Origin of the sequence: Brevibacillus parabrevis (assembly GCF_022701015.1) — a bacterium.
Classification (GTDB): Bacteria; Bacillota; Bacilli; order Brevibacillales; family Brevibacillaceae; genus Brevibacillus; species Brevibacillus parabrevis.
Genome location: NZ_CP064090.1, coordinates 1119383 through 1138522 on the forward strand (window position 1 = coordinate 1119383; position 19140 = coordinate 1138522).

General features: G+C 51.9%; 12 protein-coding genes. 5 read left to right on the top strand and 7 right to left on the bottom strand.

Features of this window, described 5'->3' with window-relative positions; all coding sequences use genetic code 11:
* Nucleotides 1-331 precede the first annotated feature (331 nt).
* The 3 genes from IRJ17_RS05495 to IRJ17_RS05505 all read left to right on the top strand — a co-directional run bounded on the left by IRJ17_RS05495 (nucleotide 332) and on the right by IRJ17_RS05505 (nucleotide 4111).
* Complete coding sequence (locus IRJ17_RS05495; protein ID WP_242773615.1) at nucleotides 332-1570, top strand: MFS transporter; 1239 nt, start codon at nucleotides 332-334, stop codon at nucleotides 1568-1570.
* Nucleotides 1571-1757: 187 nt separating this feature from the next.
* A complete protein-coding gene (locus tag IRJ17_RS05500) occupies nucleotides 1758-2858 on the top strand; it encodes a nitric oxide synthase oxygenase (protein ID WP_122962406.1) in 1101 nt (366 codons plus the stop codon).
* A gap of 269 nt (nucleotides 2859-3127) precedes the next feature.
* Nucleotides 3128-4111 (top strand): iron-hydroxamate ABC transporter substrate-binding protein, encoded by a 984-nt coding sequence (locus IRJ17_RS05505; RefSeq protein WP_122962392.1) that lies wholly within the window; start codon nucleotides 3128-3130, stop codon nucleotides 4109-4111.
* A 72-nt stretch (nucleotides 4112-4183) separates the two neighbouring features.
* On the opposite strand, the gene IRJ17_RS05510 is transcribed toward IRJ17_RS05505, so the two are convergent.
* The gene (locus IRJ17_RS05510) at nucleotides 4184-5818 is read right to left on the bottom strand and encodes a family 10 glycosylhydrolase (protein ID WP_122962393.1); all 1635 of its coding nucleotides are present in this window, start codon (nucleotides 5816-5818) and stop codon (nucleotides 4184-4186) included.
* 203 nt (nucleotides 5819-6021) lie between these two features.
* Between IRJ17_RS05510 and IRJ17_RS05515 the strand changes: the two genes are divergently transcribed.
* Nucleotides 6022-6972, top strand: a complete 951-nt coding sequence (locus IRJ17_RS05515) for an esterase/lipase family protein (RefSeq protein WP_122962394.1) — start codon at nucleotides 6022-6024, stop codon at nucleotides 6970-6972.
* Nucleotides 6973-7049: 77 nt separating this feature from the next.
* Here the strand turns inward: IRJ17_RS05515 and IRJ17_RS05520 are convergent, their stop codons facing one another.
* From IRJ17_RS05520 to IRJ17_RS05545, 6 genes are all read right to left on the bottom strand, one after another.
* Nucleotides 7050-12533, bottom strand: a complete 5484-nt coding sequence (locus IRJ17_RS05520; RefSeq protein ID WP_242773617.1) for a SpaA isopeptide-forming pilin-related protein — start codon at nucleotides 12531-12533, stop codon at nucleotides 7050-7052.
* Between the two features lie 81 nt (nucleotides 12534-12614).
* The gene (locus tag IRJ17_RS05525; RefSeq protein WP_173597282.1) at nucleotides 12615-13217 is read right to left on the bottom strand and encodes a class D sortase; all 603 of its coding nucleotides are present in this window, start codon (nucleotides 13215-13217) and stop codon (nucleotides 12615-12617) included.
* A gap of 273 nt (nucleotides 13218-13490) precedes the next feature.
* On the bottom strand, nucleotides 13491-14123 hold the full coding sequence (locus IRJ17_RS05530) for a LysE family translocator (RefSeq protein ID WP_122962408.1): 633 nt from the start codon (nucleotides 14121-14123) through the stop codon (nucleotides 13491-13493).
* A gap of 162 nt (nucleotides 14124-14285) precedes the next feature.
* Nucleotides 14286-16058, bottom strand: a complete 1773-nt coding sequence (locus IRJ17_RS05535; RefSeq protein WP_242773619.1) for an SH3 domain-containing protein — start codon at nucleotides 16056-16058, stop codon at nucleotides 14286-14288.
* 14 nt (nucleotides 16059-16072) lie between these two features.
* Nucleotides 16073-17008 (bottom strand): hypothetical protein, encoded by a 936-nt coding sequence (locus IRJ17_RS05540; RefSeq protein WP_242773622.1) that lies wholly within the window; start codon nucleotides 17006-17008, stop codon nucleotides 16073-16075.
* Entirely contained in the window at nucleotides 17005-17154 is a 150-nt protein-coding gene (locus IRJ17_RS05545) for a hypothetical protein (RefSeq protein ID WP_007778284.1), read from the bottom strand. Before IRJ17_RS05545 ends, IRJ17_RS05540 begins: the two co-directional genes overlap by 4 nt.
* A gap of 182 nt (nucleotides 17155-17336) precedes the next feature.
* Here IRJ17_RS05545 and IRJ17_RS05550 point away from each other — a divergent pair, with 182 nt between their 5' ends.
* Nucleotides 17337-19130, top strand: coding sequence for a vWA domain-containing protein (locus tag IRJ17_RS05550; RefSeq protein WP_122962410.1), 1794 nt, complete (start codon nucleotides 17337-17339; stop codon nucleotides 19128-19130).
* The last annotated feature ends 10 nt before the right edge of the window (nucleotides 19131-19140 follow it).

The following is a 19140-nucleotide window of genomic DNA, read 5'->3' on the forward strand; positions in this document are numbered from 1 at the left end:
AAAATGGATTGACAGTGGTGCAGGCCGCGTCTTAGGATAGACAGTAACTCAGCATGTTTGGATGGAGGTTCTGTTATGTGGTATGTACGCATGCGCTAATCAGGCACGGACGACTCGCCCGTTTTTCGATGGGTTATTTGTCATGCCTGCATAGTCAGCTTGCGTATTCCTCCAAAGCTCCCTGCCTGATTCGTTGTTAGGCAGCTCTTTCAAGTGCTTTGATGCAGCAAGCTTTCGCACGAATGACACCCCCTCGGACGGGACGTTCTCCGTGCTTTTTTGCGTCCAAAAACGGATGCCGCACTTGAATGTCCACATGAGGAGGATGTATATGAATACGAAAAAAGACAGTTGGAAGAGAACTTTTTATACGATTTTTGCCGGGCAGGCTTTCTCGCTTCTGGGCAGTGCCGTTGTTCAATTCAGTATCATCTGGTGGCTGACAGAGGCGACAGGTTCAGCGGTGGTGTTGACTATCGCTTCGATGGCCGGCTTTTTGCCCCAGGCTTTGATCGGGCCTTTTGCCGGAACGATTGTGGATCGGCTGGATCGCAAAAAAATCATGATAGCCGCAGACATGTTCATTGCCTTTGTCAGTCTTGTCCTGGCTATGTTGTTTTTCGCCGGGATGGAGCCGCCTGTTTGGGCCTTTTACGTGATTCTTGGCTTGCGTTCGATCGGAAGCGCGTTTCACATGCCGTCCATGCAAGCTTCCATCCCGCTGATCGCGCCCGAAGATCAGCTGATGAAGGTGCAAGGCTGGATGCAGACGCTGACCTCTGCCGTACACATGGCGGGTCCGATGCTCGGTGCTTTTTTACTGGCCTATTTCTCGATGGAAGCAGTGCTCTTGCTCGATGTTTTGGGGGCGCTGCTGGCAAGTGCCGCTTTGCTGATGGTGCATATTCCGAATCCTGAGCGCAGCGCGCCGGAGGAAGGCGCGAGCGGCATGCGCAGCGAGATCAAGGCAGGGCTGCGCGAACTGATGAAGTCAAAAGGCTTGCTGGTGATCACAGCGGCAATCGGGTTCACGACGTTTGTGTATGTGCCGGTCGGGGCATTGTTTACTCTTATGGTACTGAATCATTTTGGCAAAGGGGCGTGGCATGCCGGAGTGGTGGAGTTTTCTTTTGCAGCAGGTATGCTCGTCGGCTCGCTGCTTTTGGGCAGCTGGGGTGCCAAGCGAAATCGCGTGTACTTGTTGACAGGCGGGATTGCGTTGCTGGGAGCGGGACTGTTCTTCGCGGGGCTGTTGCCTGCGTCCGGATTTGTCGGGTTTGTGCTGCTGTCGGGCTTGATGGGGGTATCGGGACCATTGTTTGGCGGCCCGTTTGCGGTGCTGTTGCAAACGACGATCGACCCGGCTGTTCAGGGGCGAGTGATGTCTCTGGTCAACAGCCTGATGCTGATCGCAACGCCGATTGGTTTGTTGGTGGCAGGCCCGGTAGCTGAGGCAATCGGGGTGGACAGCTGGTTCTCGCTGTCCGGTATTGCCATTGTGCTCATCGGCTTGTGCCCCTTGCTCTTTCCGGCAGTGAGGGAGCTGAAGGCATCCGCAGCGAGCCAGTAATCACGTGCATACAAGCAGCCAAGGTCACGCATGGTGGCTTTGGCTGTGTTTGTGTCAACGGAGTGGATGGAGGTTTTACAGTTATGTGTCGAAATGCCTGTGAGATTGGTAATGCAAGCCTTGTAAATTTATAATGAAGGTGTACATGAACAGCGAGGAAGCGCCTTTCAGCGGGAAAGAGGGTACTATGGAACCAGATCAACGGATTGAAGCAGCTCAACACTTTATCCGCACCTGCTACAGCGAATTGAATAAAACAGAGGCCGAGACAGAGCGACGTTTGCAGCAAGTCCGGCAGCAGATGGAGTCACAAGGCTACTATGAGCATACAGAGGAGGAGTTGCGTCACGGGGCGAAAATGGCCTGGCGCAACAGCAATCGGTGCATTGGCCGCTTTTTCTGGGAGTCGCTGATTGTGTTGGACGAGCGCCATGTCCAGACAGAGGAAGAGATGGCGCAGGCGTTGCTGCGACACATCGAGTTCGCGACGAACGGCGGAAAAATCCGGCCGACGATCACCGTCTTTGCAGCGGAGACACCAGAGCGCCCAGCCATGCGCATCTGGAACCATCAGCTCATTCGCTATGCCGGATATGAAACCGAGTACGGCGTACTGGGCGATCCGATATCGATTGAATTGACGAAGCTCTGTATGAGCTTGGGTTGGCAGGGCGCTGGCACTCACTACGACATTTTGCCGCTCGTCGTACAGATCGGGGATCGCAAGCCGCAGTTTTTCGAGATTCCACCTGAACTGGTCATTGAAGTGCCGATTACTCATCCGGAAATAGCAGGCTTCGCGGACCTTGGCTTGCAATGGTACGGCGTGCCGATCGTGGCTGATATGCGAATGGAGATCGGCGGCATGAATTACTTGGCGGCGCCATTCAACGGCTGGTACATGGGAACGGAAATCGGCGCGCGCAATCTGGCAGACGAATATCGCTACAACATGCTGCCGAAAGTCGCAGAGGTCATGGGGCTGGACACGAGCCGGGAAGCGACGCTTTGGAGGGACAAGGCGTTGGTCGAACTGAATGTGGCCGTCCTGCATTCTTATAAGGAAAAAGGCGTGTCGATTGTCGACCACCATACAGCCAGTCAACAATTCAAACGTTTTGAGGAAAGAGAAGAAAAAAATGGCCGGGCCATTACAGGAGACTGGACATGGCTGATTCCGCCGATTTCTCCTGCGGCTACGCACATTTTTCACAGCGCGTACGATAACAAGCTGGAATCGCCGAATTTTCATTACCAGACCAAACCGGAATGGCCCCAAAATAAGTGATCGAAGATGTCGCGGACGACGGTTCGCGGCATTTTTTTGTAAAGAGGAAGCCTCCGTAAACAGATTGCCGAACCAAAAATCCAAAGGTTTTTACTGGATGTAAAGGCGCGATGCGGGCAGAAAAGCACCGCCATGAAGCTTGCACAGCATTAGAGCTGTATGGGATTTACAGTGATTTTCTTCGACAGAACAGTGGCGAAATCAGTAAGATGTGATAAAATTATAACGATAATGATTATCATTATTACAGAAGATGGGGGAGATTCACTTTGCGCAAAACCGGGTTTTACAAATCAAGCTTGCTGGCGATCATGCTGGTTCTCGTAGGGATTTTGTCGGCTTGCGGACAAGCTCCAGCCAATAACGCCGCTCAACCAGCGCAGGAACAAAAGGCTGCTCCGGCGGCGACCGAAAGTAACAGTGAATTTATCACGTACCAGGCTCCGAATGGAGAGGTGAAAATTCCGAAGGACGTGAAACGATTAGTTGTGCTTGCCGATATTTACGCCGGAGATTTCCTGGCTTTGGGAATCAAGCCGATTGCCGTTACCGATCACGTCTTGCAAAACCCGTACATGAAAGGCAAACTGGACGGCGTGGAAAGCGTTGGCGACGGTACTTCCGTTGAGAAAGTGCTGAGCATGAGTCCAGATTTGATCATCGTGTTTGAAGGCGATGCCAATACGGCAGAGTTGTCCAAAATTGCTCCGACCGTTGCTGTTCCTTACGGCAAGAAAACGTTCCGCGAGCAGCTTCAAGAGTTCGGCAAAATGACAGGCAAAGAAGACAAAGCCAATGAATGGATTGCGGCTTGGGACAAGAAAATTGCTGATCTGAAACCGAAAGTACAGGCGGCGGTAGGAGACAAAACCGTTGCCATCCTTCAGCCTTACGCCAAAGGGATTTACGCCTTCGGACACAACTTCAGCAGGGGCGGCGAAATCATTTACGGCGAATTTCAGTTGAAGGCTCCGGCTGCTACGCAAAAAGTTGCCATCGACACTGGCACGGGCTGGGCAGATGTTTCGCTGGAAACACTTCCCGACTTTGCGGGTGATATCATTTTCACCAGCGGATGGTCTGGAGATGATACCAATCCGGATGGCGTGTATGAGAACAGCGTATGGAAAAACCTTCCTGCTGTAAAAAACAATAAAGTATTCCAGCTCGACCGCGTCGGCTCGTATTTTAACGACCCGATTTCGCTGGACGCGCAGCTCGATTTCTTTGTAGAAAAACTGACGCAAAACTAGGCCAATTCAATAGAAAACCCCCGAACCGGACAGCGGCAGAACGCTGATCCCGGCTCGGGGGTTTGTCTGTTTTTAACGGTTGTAGTAACTGCTGAGAGCTTGCAGCAGACCGAGCGGATTTTTGCGCAAATCTTTGGCGCTAAAGAAGATGCTGCCTTGCACTTCCGGAACGGATGCGTTGAAGTTCAACTGGTTGATAATTTCCTGAGAGCTTTGCCAGCCTGCCTCGGCTGTTCCCAGCTTGTAAGGAGAGTGGCCGATGAAAAGCTTGACGTTGGTTCCGCGCACCTCGTCTGCCCACCAAGTAACGAGCTTGTCGTACTGGGCTGGTGCAAAGGAAAGGCTCCAGTAAACTTGCGGCGTTACATAATCCATCCAGCCTTGCTTGATCCATGTGCGCACGTCGGCATACATGTTGTCGTAGGCGGTGACCCCTGCTTTCGTGTCCGAGCCTGTCTGATCGACGGCGATGTTTCGCCATACGCCGAATGGGCTGATCCCGAACTGGACGCGAGGCTTGGCACTTTTGATCGACTGGTTCAGCTGTTGGACGAACTGATTGATGTTGTCGCGGCGCCAGTCGGCTTTGGTCGCGATTTTTTTGCTGTTATAGGCTTTGAAGGCCGCGTCGTCATTGAAAGTGCCGTTGGACGGATAGAAGTAGTCGTCCAGGTGGACACCATCGACGTCGTAACGCTGCACGACCTCCATGATTTCGGCAATGATTTGCTGACGGGCTTGCGGAATGCCCGGATTGATGTACAGCTTGTTGCTGGAATTGACAATCCATTCAGGATGCTTTTTCGCTACATGCGTAGCGGCCAGCTGGTCGGTTTTGGCATCTACATTGGCGCGGAACGGATTGAACCAGGCGTGGAACTGCATGCCGCGTCTGTGCGTTTCCTCGACCATAAAAGCAAGCGGGTCATAGCCCGGATTTTTCCCCTGGGTGCCAGTCAAGTATTTGGACCAAGGCACCAGTGAAGACGGGTACAAGGCGTCTGCGGAAGGGCGCACCTGCACGAATACGGCATTCATGCCCATCGCTTGCAGCTCGTCCAAAAGTTGTATGTATTCCTGCTGCTGCTTGCTCTGGTTGCCGTAGGAGCCAGTCGACGGCCAGTCCAGATTGTAGACAGTAGATACCCACACACCGCGCAAAGAACCGTTCTGGACAGGCGGGGTTGTCGGTACAGGAACAGAACCAGAACCGTTATTGCCGCCGGAAATATCTGCGGGCGGCGGTGTAACGACAGCCGTGCTGCCCGTCAACAGCGTAATCGTTCTTGTTTCCTGCGCCCAGTTCACTTGCAAGCCAAGCTGTTCGGAGACAAAACGGAGAGGAACCATAACCCGGCCCTGTCTGTTTTGAACCGAAGCATCCAGCGGGATCGTGCTGTCGTTTACGAGCGCGTAAGTCTGATTAATGGTCATGGACAGCACCGTGCTGTCTTTTAAAATCGTGGCTGTCTGGGAGTTTTGATCCCAGTATACTTCTGCGCCAAGACTTTCGCTGATGACCCGCAAAGGAACCATCGTGACGTTTACTTTCGGGATGATGTACGGAGCGACGTCGCTTCTGATTTGCTGCCCGTCCAATAAGATGCTGATGCCAGGAGCTGCCTGCGCTGTTTGCACAGATGTCCCCATCGCTGGAATACACAACACGAACATAAGCAAAAGCATGAACCACTTGCGTAACTTCATTTTGTGAATCCTCCGACACGTAATATTTGCGGCAAAACTCTCACTAAACGTTTGACGTCTTATTATATCGCTTTGTTACGGCGGAATGGGAGGAGAATTGAGTCGATTCGGTTCATTTCGACAAAAATAAGGTCGTTGGAACCACCCAAGCTGATGAGGAATAGGCAAAGACATAGCCATTTTTTAGGGAGAGGAATAACTGCATGAGTTTGTTTCTTTCACAAAAGGTGCCGATTGTGTTTGTTCCGGGGCTGTTTGGGTCGATGAACGATCAGATTATTCCGGGAACCGGAGACTGGAGCTTTGGACTTGCGCGAACTGCATATGAACCGTTTGTTCGTATGCTGGAAAATATGGGATACCGTTTAAACGAGCAGCTGTTTGTTGCCTTTTATGATTGGCGTCAACCTGTTGGCCTCTCCGCCGAGCAATTTCTTGTGCCTGTTATTCAATGGGCGAAGCAAAAGACAGGCTCGCCGTATGTCAATCTGGTTTGCCACAGCATGGGCGGGCTGGTAGCCAGGTCGTATGTACAAGGGGATGCGTATCAAAACGATGTGGATCAGCTGCTTGTTTTTGCCACGCCAAACGCAGGTTCTCCGATCAGTTATTGCTATTGGGCTGGCGGAAAGCTCCCGCGTTCGGTCCATGCCAAAAGAAATGTAGTCGAGATTTACATGAATGTATATCTGGCTTATTTGGAGCACGGAAGACCGTTCAAGCGGGTGCAGGCGATCCAGAAACATTTTCCGAGCCTGCTTGATTTGGTGCCTGCGGCTGACTATGGGGATTACTTGCTGGAGAAGAAAAACGGGGTCGAATCGTTCGTCCCGTACAGCAGCATGGTGGTCAGAAATGAGTATGTCGACCTGCTCAACCGTACGATGGGGATTATTTACGACCGCAACATTCGCGTCACGGTTGTAGCAGGGGTCGGGCACGAAACGATTCATTACTTGCGCACTGTCCCATCGCTGTCCCCGACAAAATGGGTCGATGGCAGAGTAGTAGGCTCGATCAACAGCAAAGCCGGGGATGGCAGCGTTATGGCAAAAAGCGTTTTTGCCTTGGAAGGTGACAAATATTACGTGGAAGCATCGCATCTGGATGTTTTGTATAAAAGCGAACCGCTCCTGTGGCAGCTTCTGGGATAGCAGCATGTACGGGGACGGGGGCAAGCAAGAAAAAGAGGACTGAGCCAGGAGAAGCTGGCCCAAGTCCTCTTTTTGAATTATACGGCGCTCTTTCTGCGATACAGCAGGATGGAAAGACCGATCAGCAGGGAGGAGATTCCGGCGAGCAAATAGCCCGTTGGTGCTTCCTCGCCAGTCTGTGGCAGCACATTTCCGCTTGGGAACGCTTCGTCCGCGTTGTTTTGTACGTTGGCGTTTTTCGAGCCTGCGGATTCGGTTGGCTGGGCAGGAGTGCCGGGGCTTGCTGTCTGCCCGGCGTTGTTCGTCTGCTCAGGGTTGCCGGATTGTTCGGGTGTGGCAGGTTGCCCAGGAGTACCGGATTGCCCAGAAGTGCCCGGCTGTCCCGGAGTGCCCGGCTGTCCTGGAGTGCCTGGCTGTCCCGGAGTGCCTGGCTGTCCCGGAGTGCCTGGCTGTCCCGGAGTGCCCGGTTGCTCAGGAGTACCTGGCTGCTCAGGAGTATCTGGTTTGTCCGGCTTATCCGGTTTGTCTGGTTTATCCGGCTTTTCGGGTTTTTCAGGTTTGGTCGGCTCTTCCGGATCTGGATCGGTACCGCCGCCTGTTTTTACCTTGTTCTCCACAACGACTTCCACGTGGTTGCCTTTGGTTTGCCCTTTTTGGACAACAAAGGCGATCGGCGTGCTGTCTTTCTCATAGCCAGCTGGCGCTTTTGTCTCGATGAACTCGTATTTGCCAGGGTTGAGGTTCTCGACGATCAGTTCGCCGTTCTCGTCAGTTGTGAGATTGTCCTGCACGGTCCGGCCATTCTCGTCCTCCAAGGTGAAGACCGCTCCTGCCAGCTTGCGATTCGCGTTTCCAGCCTTGACCTTGATCAGTTTGACTGAACCTGGAATCAGCTTGTTGGTCAGGGTGAGGGAGAGCGGATCGCCAGCGGTCAAGTCGAAACGCAGAGGGTCTGCCAGCTGATAGTCGGCAAGCGCCTTGGTTTCAACGAATTTGTACGTTCCAGGCTGAAGGTTCTCAACGTGGATTTTGCCATTCGCATCCGTAATCAATCCGCTTTGTACCACTTTGCCGTCTGCATCAACCAGATCGAAGGTGACACCAGCGAGTGGTTCCTTCGTAAAGTGATCGATTTTCAGCAATTCCACGGAGCCTGCCTGCGGGATTCCTGTAATGACTTGGTTTTCCGCGATGACTTCCACGTGTTTGCCTTGGACCTGGTTTCTTTTGATCTCGAAGGCGATTGGCTTGCTTGTTCTCATGTAGCCAGCCGGAGCTTTCGTTTCGACAAACTGATACTTTCCGGGATTGAGGTTCTCCACAATCAGTTCGCCGTTGTCATCGGTCGTCAATTCTTTCAGTTCCAGCCCGTCTTTATCTTTGACGGTTTGCCCATTTTCGTCCTCCAGGGTGAAAACGGCTCCCTTCAGCTTGTGGTTGGGATAGCCTGCTCTTACTTTGGTCAGTTTGACCGAGCCTGGAATCAGTTTGTTGGTCAAAGTAAGCGTCAATGTGCCTTCGTCGACCAGATCGAATTTCAGCGGAGTCGCCAGCTGATAGTCCGGGAGTGTTGTCTTCTCCACGAACTGGTAGCTTCCGGCTTTGAGATTCGGAACGGTAATTTTGCCTTCCGCATTCGTTGCCAATCCGCTTTGCACCACTTTGTCGTCTGCGTCAAGCAAGTCGAAGGTGACGCCAGCGAGAGGTTCCTGCGTGAAGTGGTCGATTTTTAACAGTTCAACCGAACCGACGTTTTTCTCGTTTTTCATGGTGAGCTTCACGATTTCCGTCTGGTTGGCAACGATGGTGAATGTTTGCGGAGTGGTATCCAGTTTGTACCCTTTCGGCGCTGTTTTTTCTACCAGACGATAGTCGCCTGTTGGCAGATCACCTTTGAACAGCTTGCCGTCCGGTCCTGTCGTCAGTTCAGCGACGTCTTCGAATGTGCCGTTTTTATCGAATTGGAGCAGGAAAACGGCCCCGTCCAGTTGCTTCGCTGCATTTTCCGAGTCCACCTTGGTCAGCTCGAAACCTTGCCGCAGCAGTTTGTTTTCCACGGTGATTTCCAGCGTGTAAGGGACGGCGGGATCGGGCGTGCCGGAAGCTTTCAAGATAAGCTCTTTTCCGCTGCGGTACTCATCCGGGATGACGTAGCCAGCTGGCGCGGAAATTTCTTTCAGCTTGTAAGTTTTGTATTTGTAATTTTTGAAAAGGGCAAGACCATCGGCATCTGTCACGATTTTTTCCAGCAGGGTCGCTCCCGATTTGTCGTAAAGCCCGAACTCTGCCCCGGCCAGAGGCTCTTTCGTGTCAGCGTCTTTTTTAATGACCTGGATGTGGCCTTTGCCCGGTGTGTTTGCCCCGCCGCCTGCACCGGACAATTTCACCTTGATGCCTTCATTCCCTTTATCGTCGACCCCGACAACGGTTTTGCCTGCAAAAGAAGCTTTATTGTCGATTTTTTCGCCGTCGTCAGCGTTGATAAACGACTGGTATTCGAGGATGTAGGCTGTGTGCAGTTCATTTTTGAACGTGATGGAAAACGAATTGCCTTCTGTGTGCAGCGTGTATTCAGCCGCATCCAGTTCAGTCGACTTGAACAGCGCTCCGTTGGCAGAGACATCGGTTGTGTACAGCTTGAAGGAGTCTTGCAGCAAAATTTGATTGGCAGACAAAGTATCCTTCAACTGGGAAACTGCCGCGATTTGCGACTGGCTCGGGTTGATCATGATGCTCCAAAATGCGTATTCAGATTCTGCTCCCGTACCTTGGCGGCCTGTTTTCAGCACGTAATCTCCGCCGTATTTCGGCTTCACAGTCGTTGATCCTGTGAAGAGCGGAGGGGTAGAGGTGTCACTGTCGTGCAACGTCGCTTTGTTTGTGTATTCGCTTTGGACCGGGAGATTTTCCAGGCTGGTTTTGTAGGTAATACGGACAGCGGATTTGATTTCGCCGAGGTGTATTTCAAAACCGTCGTTGCCGTTTTCCTTCAGCTTTTGGAAGTTGGAGAACGGAATTTCCTCGTCCACGACTTCTACACCGTTTGCTCCACCCGTCAGCTTCAGCTTGTAAACCTTCAGCGAGTTGTCCACGAAAGTTTGCTCGCCGCTGTAAAAGTCGCGCACAATCGCATTGGAAATCTGGTGAAGGTTGTAGTTCACATCGATTGTCCATGTAATTTCTTTCGTCTTGGCGTTGTATGTGCCCGTCTTGTTTCCGTTGTTCGTGGTGTAGCGGTCTGGAGTGACCGTAGCCGATTTGGTGATCGGTGTCTGTGGCGTACCGTTTTCGGTCCAGTTCAACGTAGCTTCGTTTTTGTAAGCGGTCGGACGGTCTTTGGACGTTGGATCGAATCTGGTTTCGTACGTGATCACATGGCTTTTGGTCAGTTTGTTCATGAACGTGATTTTAAAGCCTTTTGCGTAGTCGGGATTCGGTTCCAGCGTGTAGTCTGTGTCTTTTTGCAGCTCGTTCGTCCAGTCGCTGACTTTCACACTTTCCGGGATGAGTGTCAGCCCCTGGCCTGCGTAGTTGTCCGTGATGAACAGGCCCGCGTCCATTTCCCAGTTGTCGCCGTTGAGGTAGAGGGTCCATTCAATCGTTTTCTTGTCGTAATTGACCCGTTCTTTTTTGGCCGATTTCCAGAAAATTTCCTGGTTGATGTCCCTTGGAGCTTCCGCTGTATCGCCTGCGCTGTTTTCCACTTTGTTGATCACCGTGTATTTGTCTTCATGGACCCGCTTTTTCGCTTTGGTTTGGTAGACGATCTCGTAAGCTGTTGTCACGTCTTCGGCAAACTGGAGCTTGAAGCCAGTCGGAGTGTCCGTTACGGTGTAGTTTGTAACAGCTGCTCCCGCCTTGGTTGCCTTTCCGTTATCGTCGATGCTCATTTGATAAACGGTGAAAGAGCCAGGCAAAAGCTCCTGATGATTCGTATCGAATGTGTCCGCGATCCAAGCGTTGGCCTGCGGGATCGTTTTCTCATTGTAGTTGTACTGGATCGACCATGTAATGGTTTGGGTTTCCGATTTGTAGTCAGGCGTACCTTTGGTCAAGGGCTTGCTGTACTTGACCGAGACGCTTGCCGAGTCTTTCAGGGCATCAGGAAGATTGCTTCCTGTGACAGTGGCCTGGTTGGTAAACGTTTGATCTTTGCTTTCCGTGATCTTGGTTTTGTACGTGACTCGATAAGCGCTGTTGATATCGCCGAAATTAATTGTAAATCCGTTGGCTGTCGTCAATTTTTCAGGGGTAAAGGAAGTGATTTCGCCCTTTTGATTGACGAGGCCGTTCAGATTTACTTCCAGCGCGTACACTTTGATGGACGTCATGTCGATTTCCAGACCGTTTGGAAGTTCATCTGTAAATACGGCGTCTTTTATCGGGTGCTCCCCTTGGTTAAAATCAACCGTCCAGTCGATTTCGCTGGCGTTCATCCCTTTGTTTGCTTTGGCTGCCTTTTTGATTTGAGTGTCGTTTTTGTTTTTGAAGTGAACCTGAATCAGGGCGACTCCGTCCAGTTTGAAGTCAATTTCCTGTCTGGTGCCCCCTTCAAACTTTAGTTCATCAAACTCGCGCCAAACAAAGAAGTAGCCGTTATCTACCTCTTGCCCATCGTTGATGGAATCGTTGAAGGTAAAAGTGACCTGTCCGTCTGTTGTCACCTCGTACGTTCCGTAGCCTCCGTCGAGGTCTCCGGTCAAGACGCGGTCTGTTTTGAATTTGTCCGGTAATGGAAAGGAGAAAGTAGAGCCTTCGGAATAAGCATGGCCTGCTTCCAGCTTCCATGTGAAGTCGATTTGAACGCGCGATCCCTGGTCCGGTCGGATTTCCTCGATGTTGTTCCCGTTTTTGTCCTTCATAACCACGCTGGTGATGATGTTCTCGGTTATGACGTCGCCTTGTGGGACAGGCACTTCAAGGACAGGCGGGGGAGCGCTTGGCGATGGCGGGACAGAGCCGTCGCCCGGGACGGGGCCCGTGCCTGTGCCGGGGTTGGTGCCGGAGCCGTCGCCGGGATTCGTGCCAGAACCGTCACCGGGGTTGGTGCCAGAGCCGTCGCCGGGGTTGGTGCCAGAACCATCGCCGGGATTCGTGCCAGAACCGTCACCGGGGTTGGTGCCAGAGCCGTCGCCCGGGTTCGTGCCGGAGCCATCACCTGGGTTGGTGCCAGAGCCGTTGCCCGGATTCGTGCCAGAGCTGTCGCCGGGGTTGGTGCCGGAGCCATCACCTGGGTTGGTGCCAGAGCCGTCCCCCGGATTCGTGCCGGAGCCGTCGCCGGGATTCGTGCCGGAGCCATCACCTGGGTTGGTGCCAGAGCCGTCCCCCGGATTCGTGCCAGAGCCGTCGCCTGGGTTGGTACCAGAGCCATCGCCTGGGTTGGTGCCAGAACCGTCACCGGGATTCGTACCGGAGCCATCCCCCGGATTCGTGCCCGTTCCATCATCTGCTGTGGTTGCAACTTGCCCATTTGATGCCGCATGAGCTGTTGTTGCCATGCCAAAAAGGCTTTGCACAATGAGCAAGAAGGCCACAACAACTATCCAAGATTTCCTTCGCATAAGCTCCTCCTGTCATTTAAAAAAGCACTGCCAGAAGAGAAAACCAATGCTGCCCGGCATGGATGGTTGGTTGCATCATCGTCAACTTTTCGCGGAAAGCTTCGCTTGCACGATCAATCGCTCCCGCGGGTTTTTCGCTCCGACAGGCGTGCAGGTGACCAAGGTGAGCAATGGCTCTGCCTGATCGTCCAGCACCTCTACTTGAGTGCGATCGACGACAAACGTTTTGACGATGACAAAACGGTAGTTGGCTGTTTTCGTTTGAATGTCGATTTCATCATTCGGCGCCAGCTCATCCAGCCGATTGAACTGCTTGCCGCGTGTTGCTCCGCGATGCCCTGCCAGCCCGACGTTGTTTTTTCCAAATTCCTTATCCGGCTCGATCATCCCGGCCCCTTTATTCAGAACCAGGGAATCTGCGCCTGCAAAAATCATCATTTCCAAGTCAATTTTAGGAATCCGGATCACGCCTTTGGCCCCTGCAAGCAAGGCAGCGGGCGCAGAAGTCTGAGCAGTTGGCGCAGTGGTTTTTTCTGCTGGTACATGCTCGCTTACGCTACCCATCTGCTCGAAAGCGTAGATGAGTTGTTTTTGTTTTTGATCGTGCCGTTCCAACTCCCATTGCGGGTAGAAAAGAAAAGCCAAGCCTGCGAGGATAAATCCAATGCCAACGAGTACCCGCACTTGTCTATCCCCCTTCGGTAGCCATGCCTGTGTGCATACTCACTCCTTTCCTGTCTCGTTTGCGAGCCCGTTCCAGCAATGGCATCTTTTCGTACAAAGTTGTCGGGTTCAAAAAAGCTGCCCGGTTTGCGCCATGCAAGGAAGTAGAAAAAAATGCCTGAACCCATAGTAAATTTCCGCCCTATACAAATTCTCTACAGCACAAAAAAGCCGGGCGGAGAAAGGCTCCAGCCCGACTTGGCAGTTGGTTTTGTTAGCAAAAAACATTCACTGTTACGGAGTAGCTTTAGCACGCAGCAAGTTCAATCCCATTCCGATGAAGACAACTCCTGTGAGCTTGTTCAATACCACAGAAATCTTCGGATTGCTGCGCAATTTCGCGGTGGCAAATGACGCGAAAAGCGCGATGATGCTGCACCAGATTCCGCCTGTTACGGTAAAAGTCAGGCCAAGCAGGAGAAAAGGCAGCGCTCCGGCGTCTGACGTACTGACAAACTGCGGGAGGAAGGCAATGAAGAACAAAGCAACCTTTGGATTGGTCAGACTGGTGAGAACACCTTGCCAATACACTTTCTCGGTGTTGGCGTGCTGCGTGGCGGCACGATCCATCGACAGAGGCTCTTTGGTCAGGAACATGCGAACGCCGAGATAGACAAGATAGGCGACGCCGAGAATTTTAACGATGGTAAAAAGCAAAAGCGACTGCGCCAAAAGCATGGACAAACCAAAGGCTGCGAGCAGCGTGTGGATCAGCGAGCCCGTCAATATCCCGAACACAGACTGGATTCCCGCCCGTCGTCCCTGGGCAATGCTGCGCGAAATAATGTACATCGTGTCAGTGCCGGGGATCAGATTTAACATGATTGCTGTGAGCAAGAACGCTTCATAATGAACGATGCCAAACATGGTGGGTCTCCTCGCTGTTTCCAAAAGTGAACAAAGAACTAAGGAGCAATTATAGAATAATCTGATTGTGGATTCAACGGAAAAAATAGAAAGCTCCCACCGCATTTCAGAGCGTGCGATGGAAGCTGTTTCTTTTTCGATAGGCGAGGCACTGGCACTTCCTTACGGAGAGGGAGCGGAGTCAGGCTTTCCGGCGGGAATCCACCCGTCTTTTCCGTCAAACTCAATCCGATACCAGCCGTTCGTCTCCTCGACAGGCTGAGGCGGCGCGTCTTTTGCCACTTGACCGATGACCGGATACTCTTGGCCTGGCCCTGCATACACCTGAATGGTCTGGGACGAAGAGCTGTTATCCGTTTGTTCCCCCTCACTCGCGCCCTGATCGACCGACGAAGCATCATCAGGCTCGCTAGTCCCGGAGTCCGGGCTGTCCGGGAGCATGTCTGCCAGCTTGGAAATATATTCGAGGCCATCCCTGGTCAATTTGAACAAGGCGTATTCCTTCTCGCCTTTGCCGACCGCATTTTTCAAGACGACATGCTCGCGATCTTCCACGCCGAAATCATCTGCCTCTGCGGAAAACACCCGTGTCAACTTTTCCGCGGACAACTCCGGCAGCAGTCCGACATAGGCAAATGGGCGTTCTTTTCCGGCCGATTGCACGAAAATCAACGGAGCTTTCTCCGCTCCAAGCTCACTCGCCAGCTTGGCGGTAGCCGATTTCATGTCGACTTCGAGCGGCTGCTCCAGATAGAGCAGGGAGTCATTTGGCATTTTCGCTGCCAGATAGAGACGCTGGTCTGCTTCCACGAGTCCGAAAGCGTAGAGCTTGGCTCCCCACAACTCAGTGCCGGAGGTGATTTTGGTAAAAAGCTTGTCTGGATATTTCGCTTCCAGCATGTGGCCGGGATCGTAATCGAGCCAGCGATTCTCTACTTCGCTTACGAGCGTGCTGATATCCTGCAACGGATTCAGTTGCTGATACAGCTCAATCACTTTTTGAAACTTGTGCGCTTTGACCAATTGCTCGGCCTGCTTGAAGTAGGCTTCCACTTGCTTGCTGATCGCTTCGAGCGTCGGCGAATCGGTGGGGAGGACATCCCCGATTTTGCGGTACGCCTCAGCCATGTCGACGAAGGCGGCAAGGTCTTGCTTGCGAATCGCTTCTCTCAATTCGTCCTTCGCGTATTTTTCCAACCGGGTAAGCAGCCAGCTTGCATCGACACCTTGCTGCGTGTAGTGGCGCAAGCTCGACGCTGTTCGCGTGATTACTTCGTCAAAAGAGGCATTGGCAATCAAAGCACGCAGCTTCGCTTTTTCATAGTCGGCAAAAAGCGCAAGCAGCTCGTCCTGTTTCGCCTGTTTTCCACCGTAATACTCGTCAGGAATGGCGAGCAGCGTGTCGATAAAGGACTCGTCCCGATAGCTTTGCTTCTCCAGATTTTCCTTGGACTGCGCCTTCGCCTGTTGCAGCGCCTGCTGATAGTAGTCGGCCAACTTTTTCTCCAGATTGATCTGCGCAGTGAACTGCTGAAAAAAGGCAGAGGCTGTGCCAGCCGTGCCGTTGTACTTTTCCCGCATCGTCTGGTAAATCCGATAGGCAGCAAGCACGTTCTCGTCCTGCTTACCCATTATGGCCGTCTGCAATTTTTGCTGAAGCTCCTCCAGCTCACGGCGCATGGCGCTCAACCGGGTCATGACAACAGTCCACTCTTCGTCTCCGTACGATAGCGTCGCCATGTCGCTGGCACGGGCAAAGCTTTCCTCGGCTTGAAGCAATTGATTGGCGTCATAAAACGACTTCGCCTGATCGTACAGCGCAATCTGCCTGTAGCCGAGCGCCAATTTGACGCAGACAGCGACAAGTGCGAGCGAAAACAGGACGAGCGCGGCATTTCGGACAAAGAGCGATTTTTGATAGGAGGATATTTTCATCAAAGGCTGCTCCCTCACAATACTCCTTTAAAGTCAGGGTCAAATGCAAAATGAGTATCCACCCTGTTTTTAGCAAAATGGTATAATTGTTCCCAGTTCTCGTTGCGATGGTCCCTGATCATTTTGGCGAGTCGCAGCAGTCGCTCACGCGGCAAATAATCGATAAACTCGATGATCAAATCTTGATACTCTTCCACATACGCTCTCATCCGCAGCGCCGCACCAGCCACTTGTCCAATCAGTTGCTCGCCGTTTTCGAGCAGCAAAATTTGCGCTTTGTAGCGCCTGACATAATCGAGCACCGCTTTTTTGACGAGCGATGGCTGTACTTTGACTACTTCACGCAAATATTCCATAAAGTCTTTGTCATAAGTCGATGGGATGAGTGTTTCCAGCTCAAGCTCCATGTCTTTTCGCAGCACAAAATGGTTCAGAAACATGATTTTGCGAATTTTAATCGTGTCAGAGTCAACGAAGTAGCCGATTTCCCGTGTTTTTTCGTAGGCTTTCTTGATCTGTCCTGCTTTGACGTCAGCGCCTACTTGTTCCAGGTGATAGAGAAACGATTTTTTCAGAGCTTCTTCCTCCTGGCTGAAAAAGGTTTGCAGTTGAGCGTCCTTTTCATAAGAGCCGTACTTTTTTTGGATAACGAAAAACAGGCAGACAAAAAGCAGACCAACGCCTATGGCAATGGCGATCTCCGTCAGAGTCGTGGCACAGAGAATCGCGAGGCAGACGAACAAGCCCAGAAGCAAAAAGCGTGTCTGAACATACCGGCGAGTCACGGCAGCAGATACTTCCCGCACAGGAGTGTACGCTCGTCCGCATGTCTCGCAGTGCGTATCCCACAGAACGTGGTAAGTATGGCATCGCTTGCAGGCCTGGATTCGTTCAAAAGCGTGCTTTGTTTTGCGGGTTTTCCGGAATTGGACACCGATTCGTTTTTTCATGGCTGATTCCTCTTCTCGTTTAACAAGCGATGCAGATGCTGGTCGATTTCGGCTGCCGAGAGATTGCGCCGTTTCAGTCGCAGCAGCTTGAAAAAGCGCACTGCCAGCAGCAAAAAAGCGGCAAAGAGAAGAAAGTAAGTTAACATAAAAATTCTCCCTCATGAAAGTGTCGAAATCTGTAACAAAGAATCACGTCGTATCGTATTACGAGTAGGAGGACAAGCAATTATCTACTACTTTTTCACTACTCTTCAATCTAGTGGTAATAGTGTCACAGTCTTTCTTCGTTTGCAATAGTGCTTAAATTCTGTATGCAAGAGGGGTTCCCATGAAAAAGTTACGTTTTGGCATGTGGTATCGATACGCGCTGTGTCTCATGTTTCTGTTTGTCACAGTCATCTGGAGCGCTCATCCCGGCTACGCGCAAACCGTCGGAAACAACATGGACGCTGTACTGGTCGTCGATGTCAGCAATTCGATGACACAAAGCGACAAAAACAAGGTAAGCAATGAAGCAATGAAAATGTTCGTCGACATGACGTCCATTCAGGCGAACAAAATCGGTGTCGTTTCGTATACCGACAAAATCGAGCGTGAAAAAGCGCTGATTCAGGTTAATTCCGAGGAAGACAAGAAGGACATCAAAGCGTTCATCGACAGTCTGCAAAAAGGAGCGTACACCGATATTTCCGTAGGAGTGACGGAGGCGGTAAAAATTCTCGATGCAGGGCATGATCCGGCAAATGCGCCGATCATTGTCTTGCTGGCGGACGGCAACAACTTTTTGAACAAGGCTTCTGGCAGGACGCAGTCCCAATCGGATCAGGAGCTACAAGAGGCAGTGAAAGCGGCAAAAGCGAAGGGCTATCCGATTTACACCATCGGGCTGAATGCGGATGGACAGCTCAACCGGACGACCTTGCAGCAAATTGCTACAGAGACGAATGGTAAATTTTTCGAAACAAGCACAGCGGACAAGCTCCCGCAAATATTGAGTGAAATTTTTGCCAATCATTTGAAGCTGAAAGTCGTTCCGGTGAAAAGTTTCACGGCGAACGGCCAAACCCAGGAAGTCCCGATTTCCATTCCAAACGCAAGCGTCATGGAAGCAAACATTTCCATCATGTCTGGAAAAGCAGTAGAAGTGAAGCTGTTCGATCCAAGCGGCAAACAAGTGCCGATCCCGTCTAATGAAGTGCGTTTGTCCAAGTCGAACGCGTACACCATGCTCAAGCTGGTGAAGCCGCAGCAGGGAGACTGGAAGCTGCAAGTAAAAGGCGTGCCAAAGGAAAAAATCGACATCAACCTGATCTTCAACTACGACTTGCAGCTTGCGGCGGAGCCAATCAAGGCAACCAGCTTCAAGGCAGGGGATGTTGTTCCGATCAAGGCAGCACTGGAGTCCAACGGTCAAAAGCTTGCCAGCCCGGATTTGTACAAGCCGATGAAGGCTACGTTGATCGTGACGGACAAGACAGATAACAAGACGAGCGAGCAGGCTTTGCAGAACACGGGAAGCGGGTTTGAAGGAAGCTTCACCATTCCGGCCGACCATTCGTACGAACTGAAAATCAAGGCGGAAGACAGCAGTTTTTATCGCGAGACGAAGCCGATTGCGATTGATGCAGCAAAGACAGGCACGGGAGCAACGACACAGCAGCCGACTACGACCAGCCCAGCCGCTGAGTCGAAACCATTTCCGTGGCTGACCGTACTAGGAGGTGCAGGGGTTCTTCTCCTGCTGGTTGGCGGCGGCTTGTACGCCTGGGCAATCTGGCGCAAGGCCAACAAAGGCTTCGCGGGACAGATCGCCATCGAGATCGTGGACGAGGATACCGGAGAGAAATCCAGTCCGCAGTACAAAAAACTGAGCGCGTTTAAAGGAAAAGTGAAGCTGCACCAACTGCTGCAACTCGCACCGGAGTTTGCAGAGACTGACAAAGTCATCTTTTTGCCCGGAAAAAATGACACGCTGATCATCGAAAATCGCTCCACCTGCCGGATCGAAAAGGCAGGGCGCGTGCTCGACGTCAGCCGGGGCAAGGAACTGAAGAAGAACGACCGCATCAAAATTTCATTAACGAATGTCAACAAGTCCGTTTTTGTAGACTACATCGTCTAGGAGTGGATCA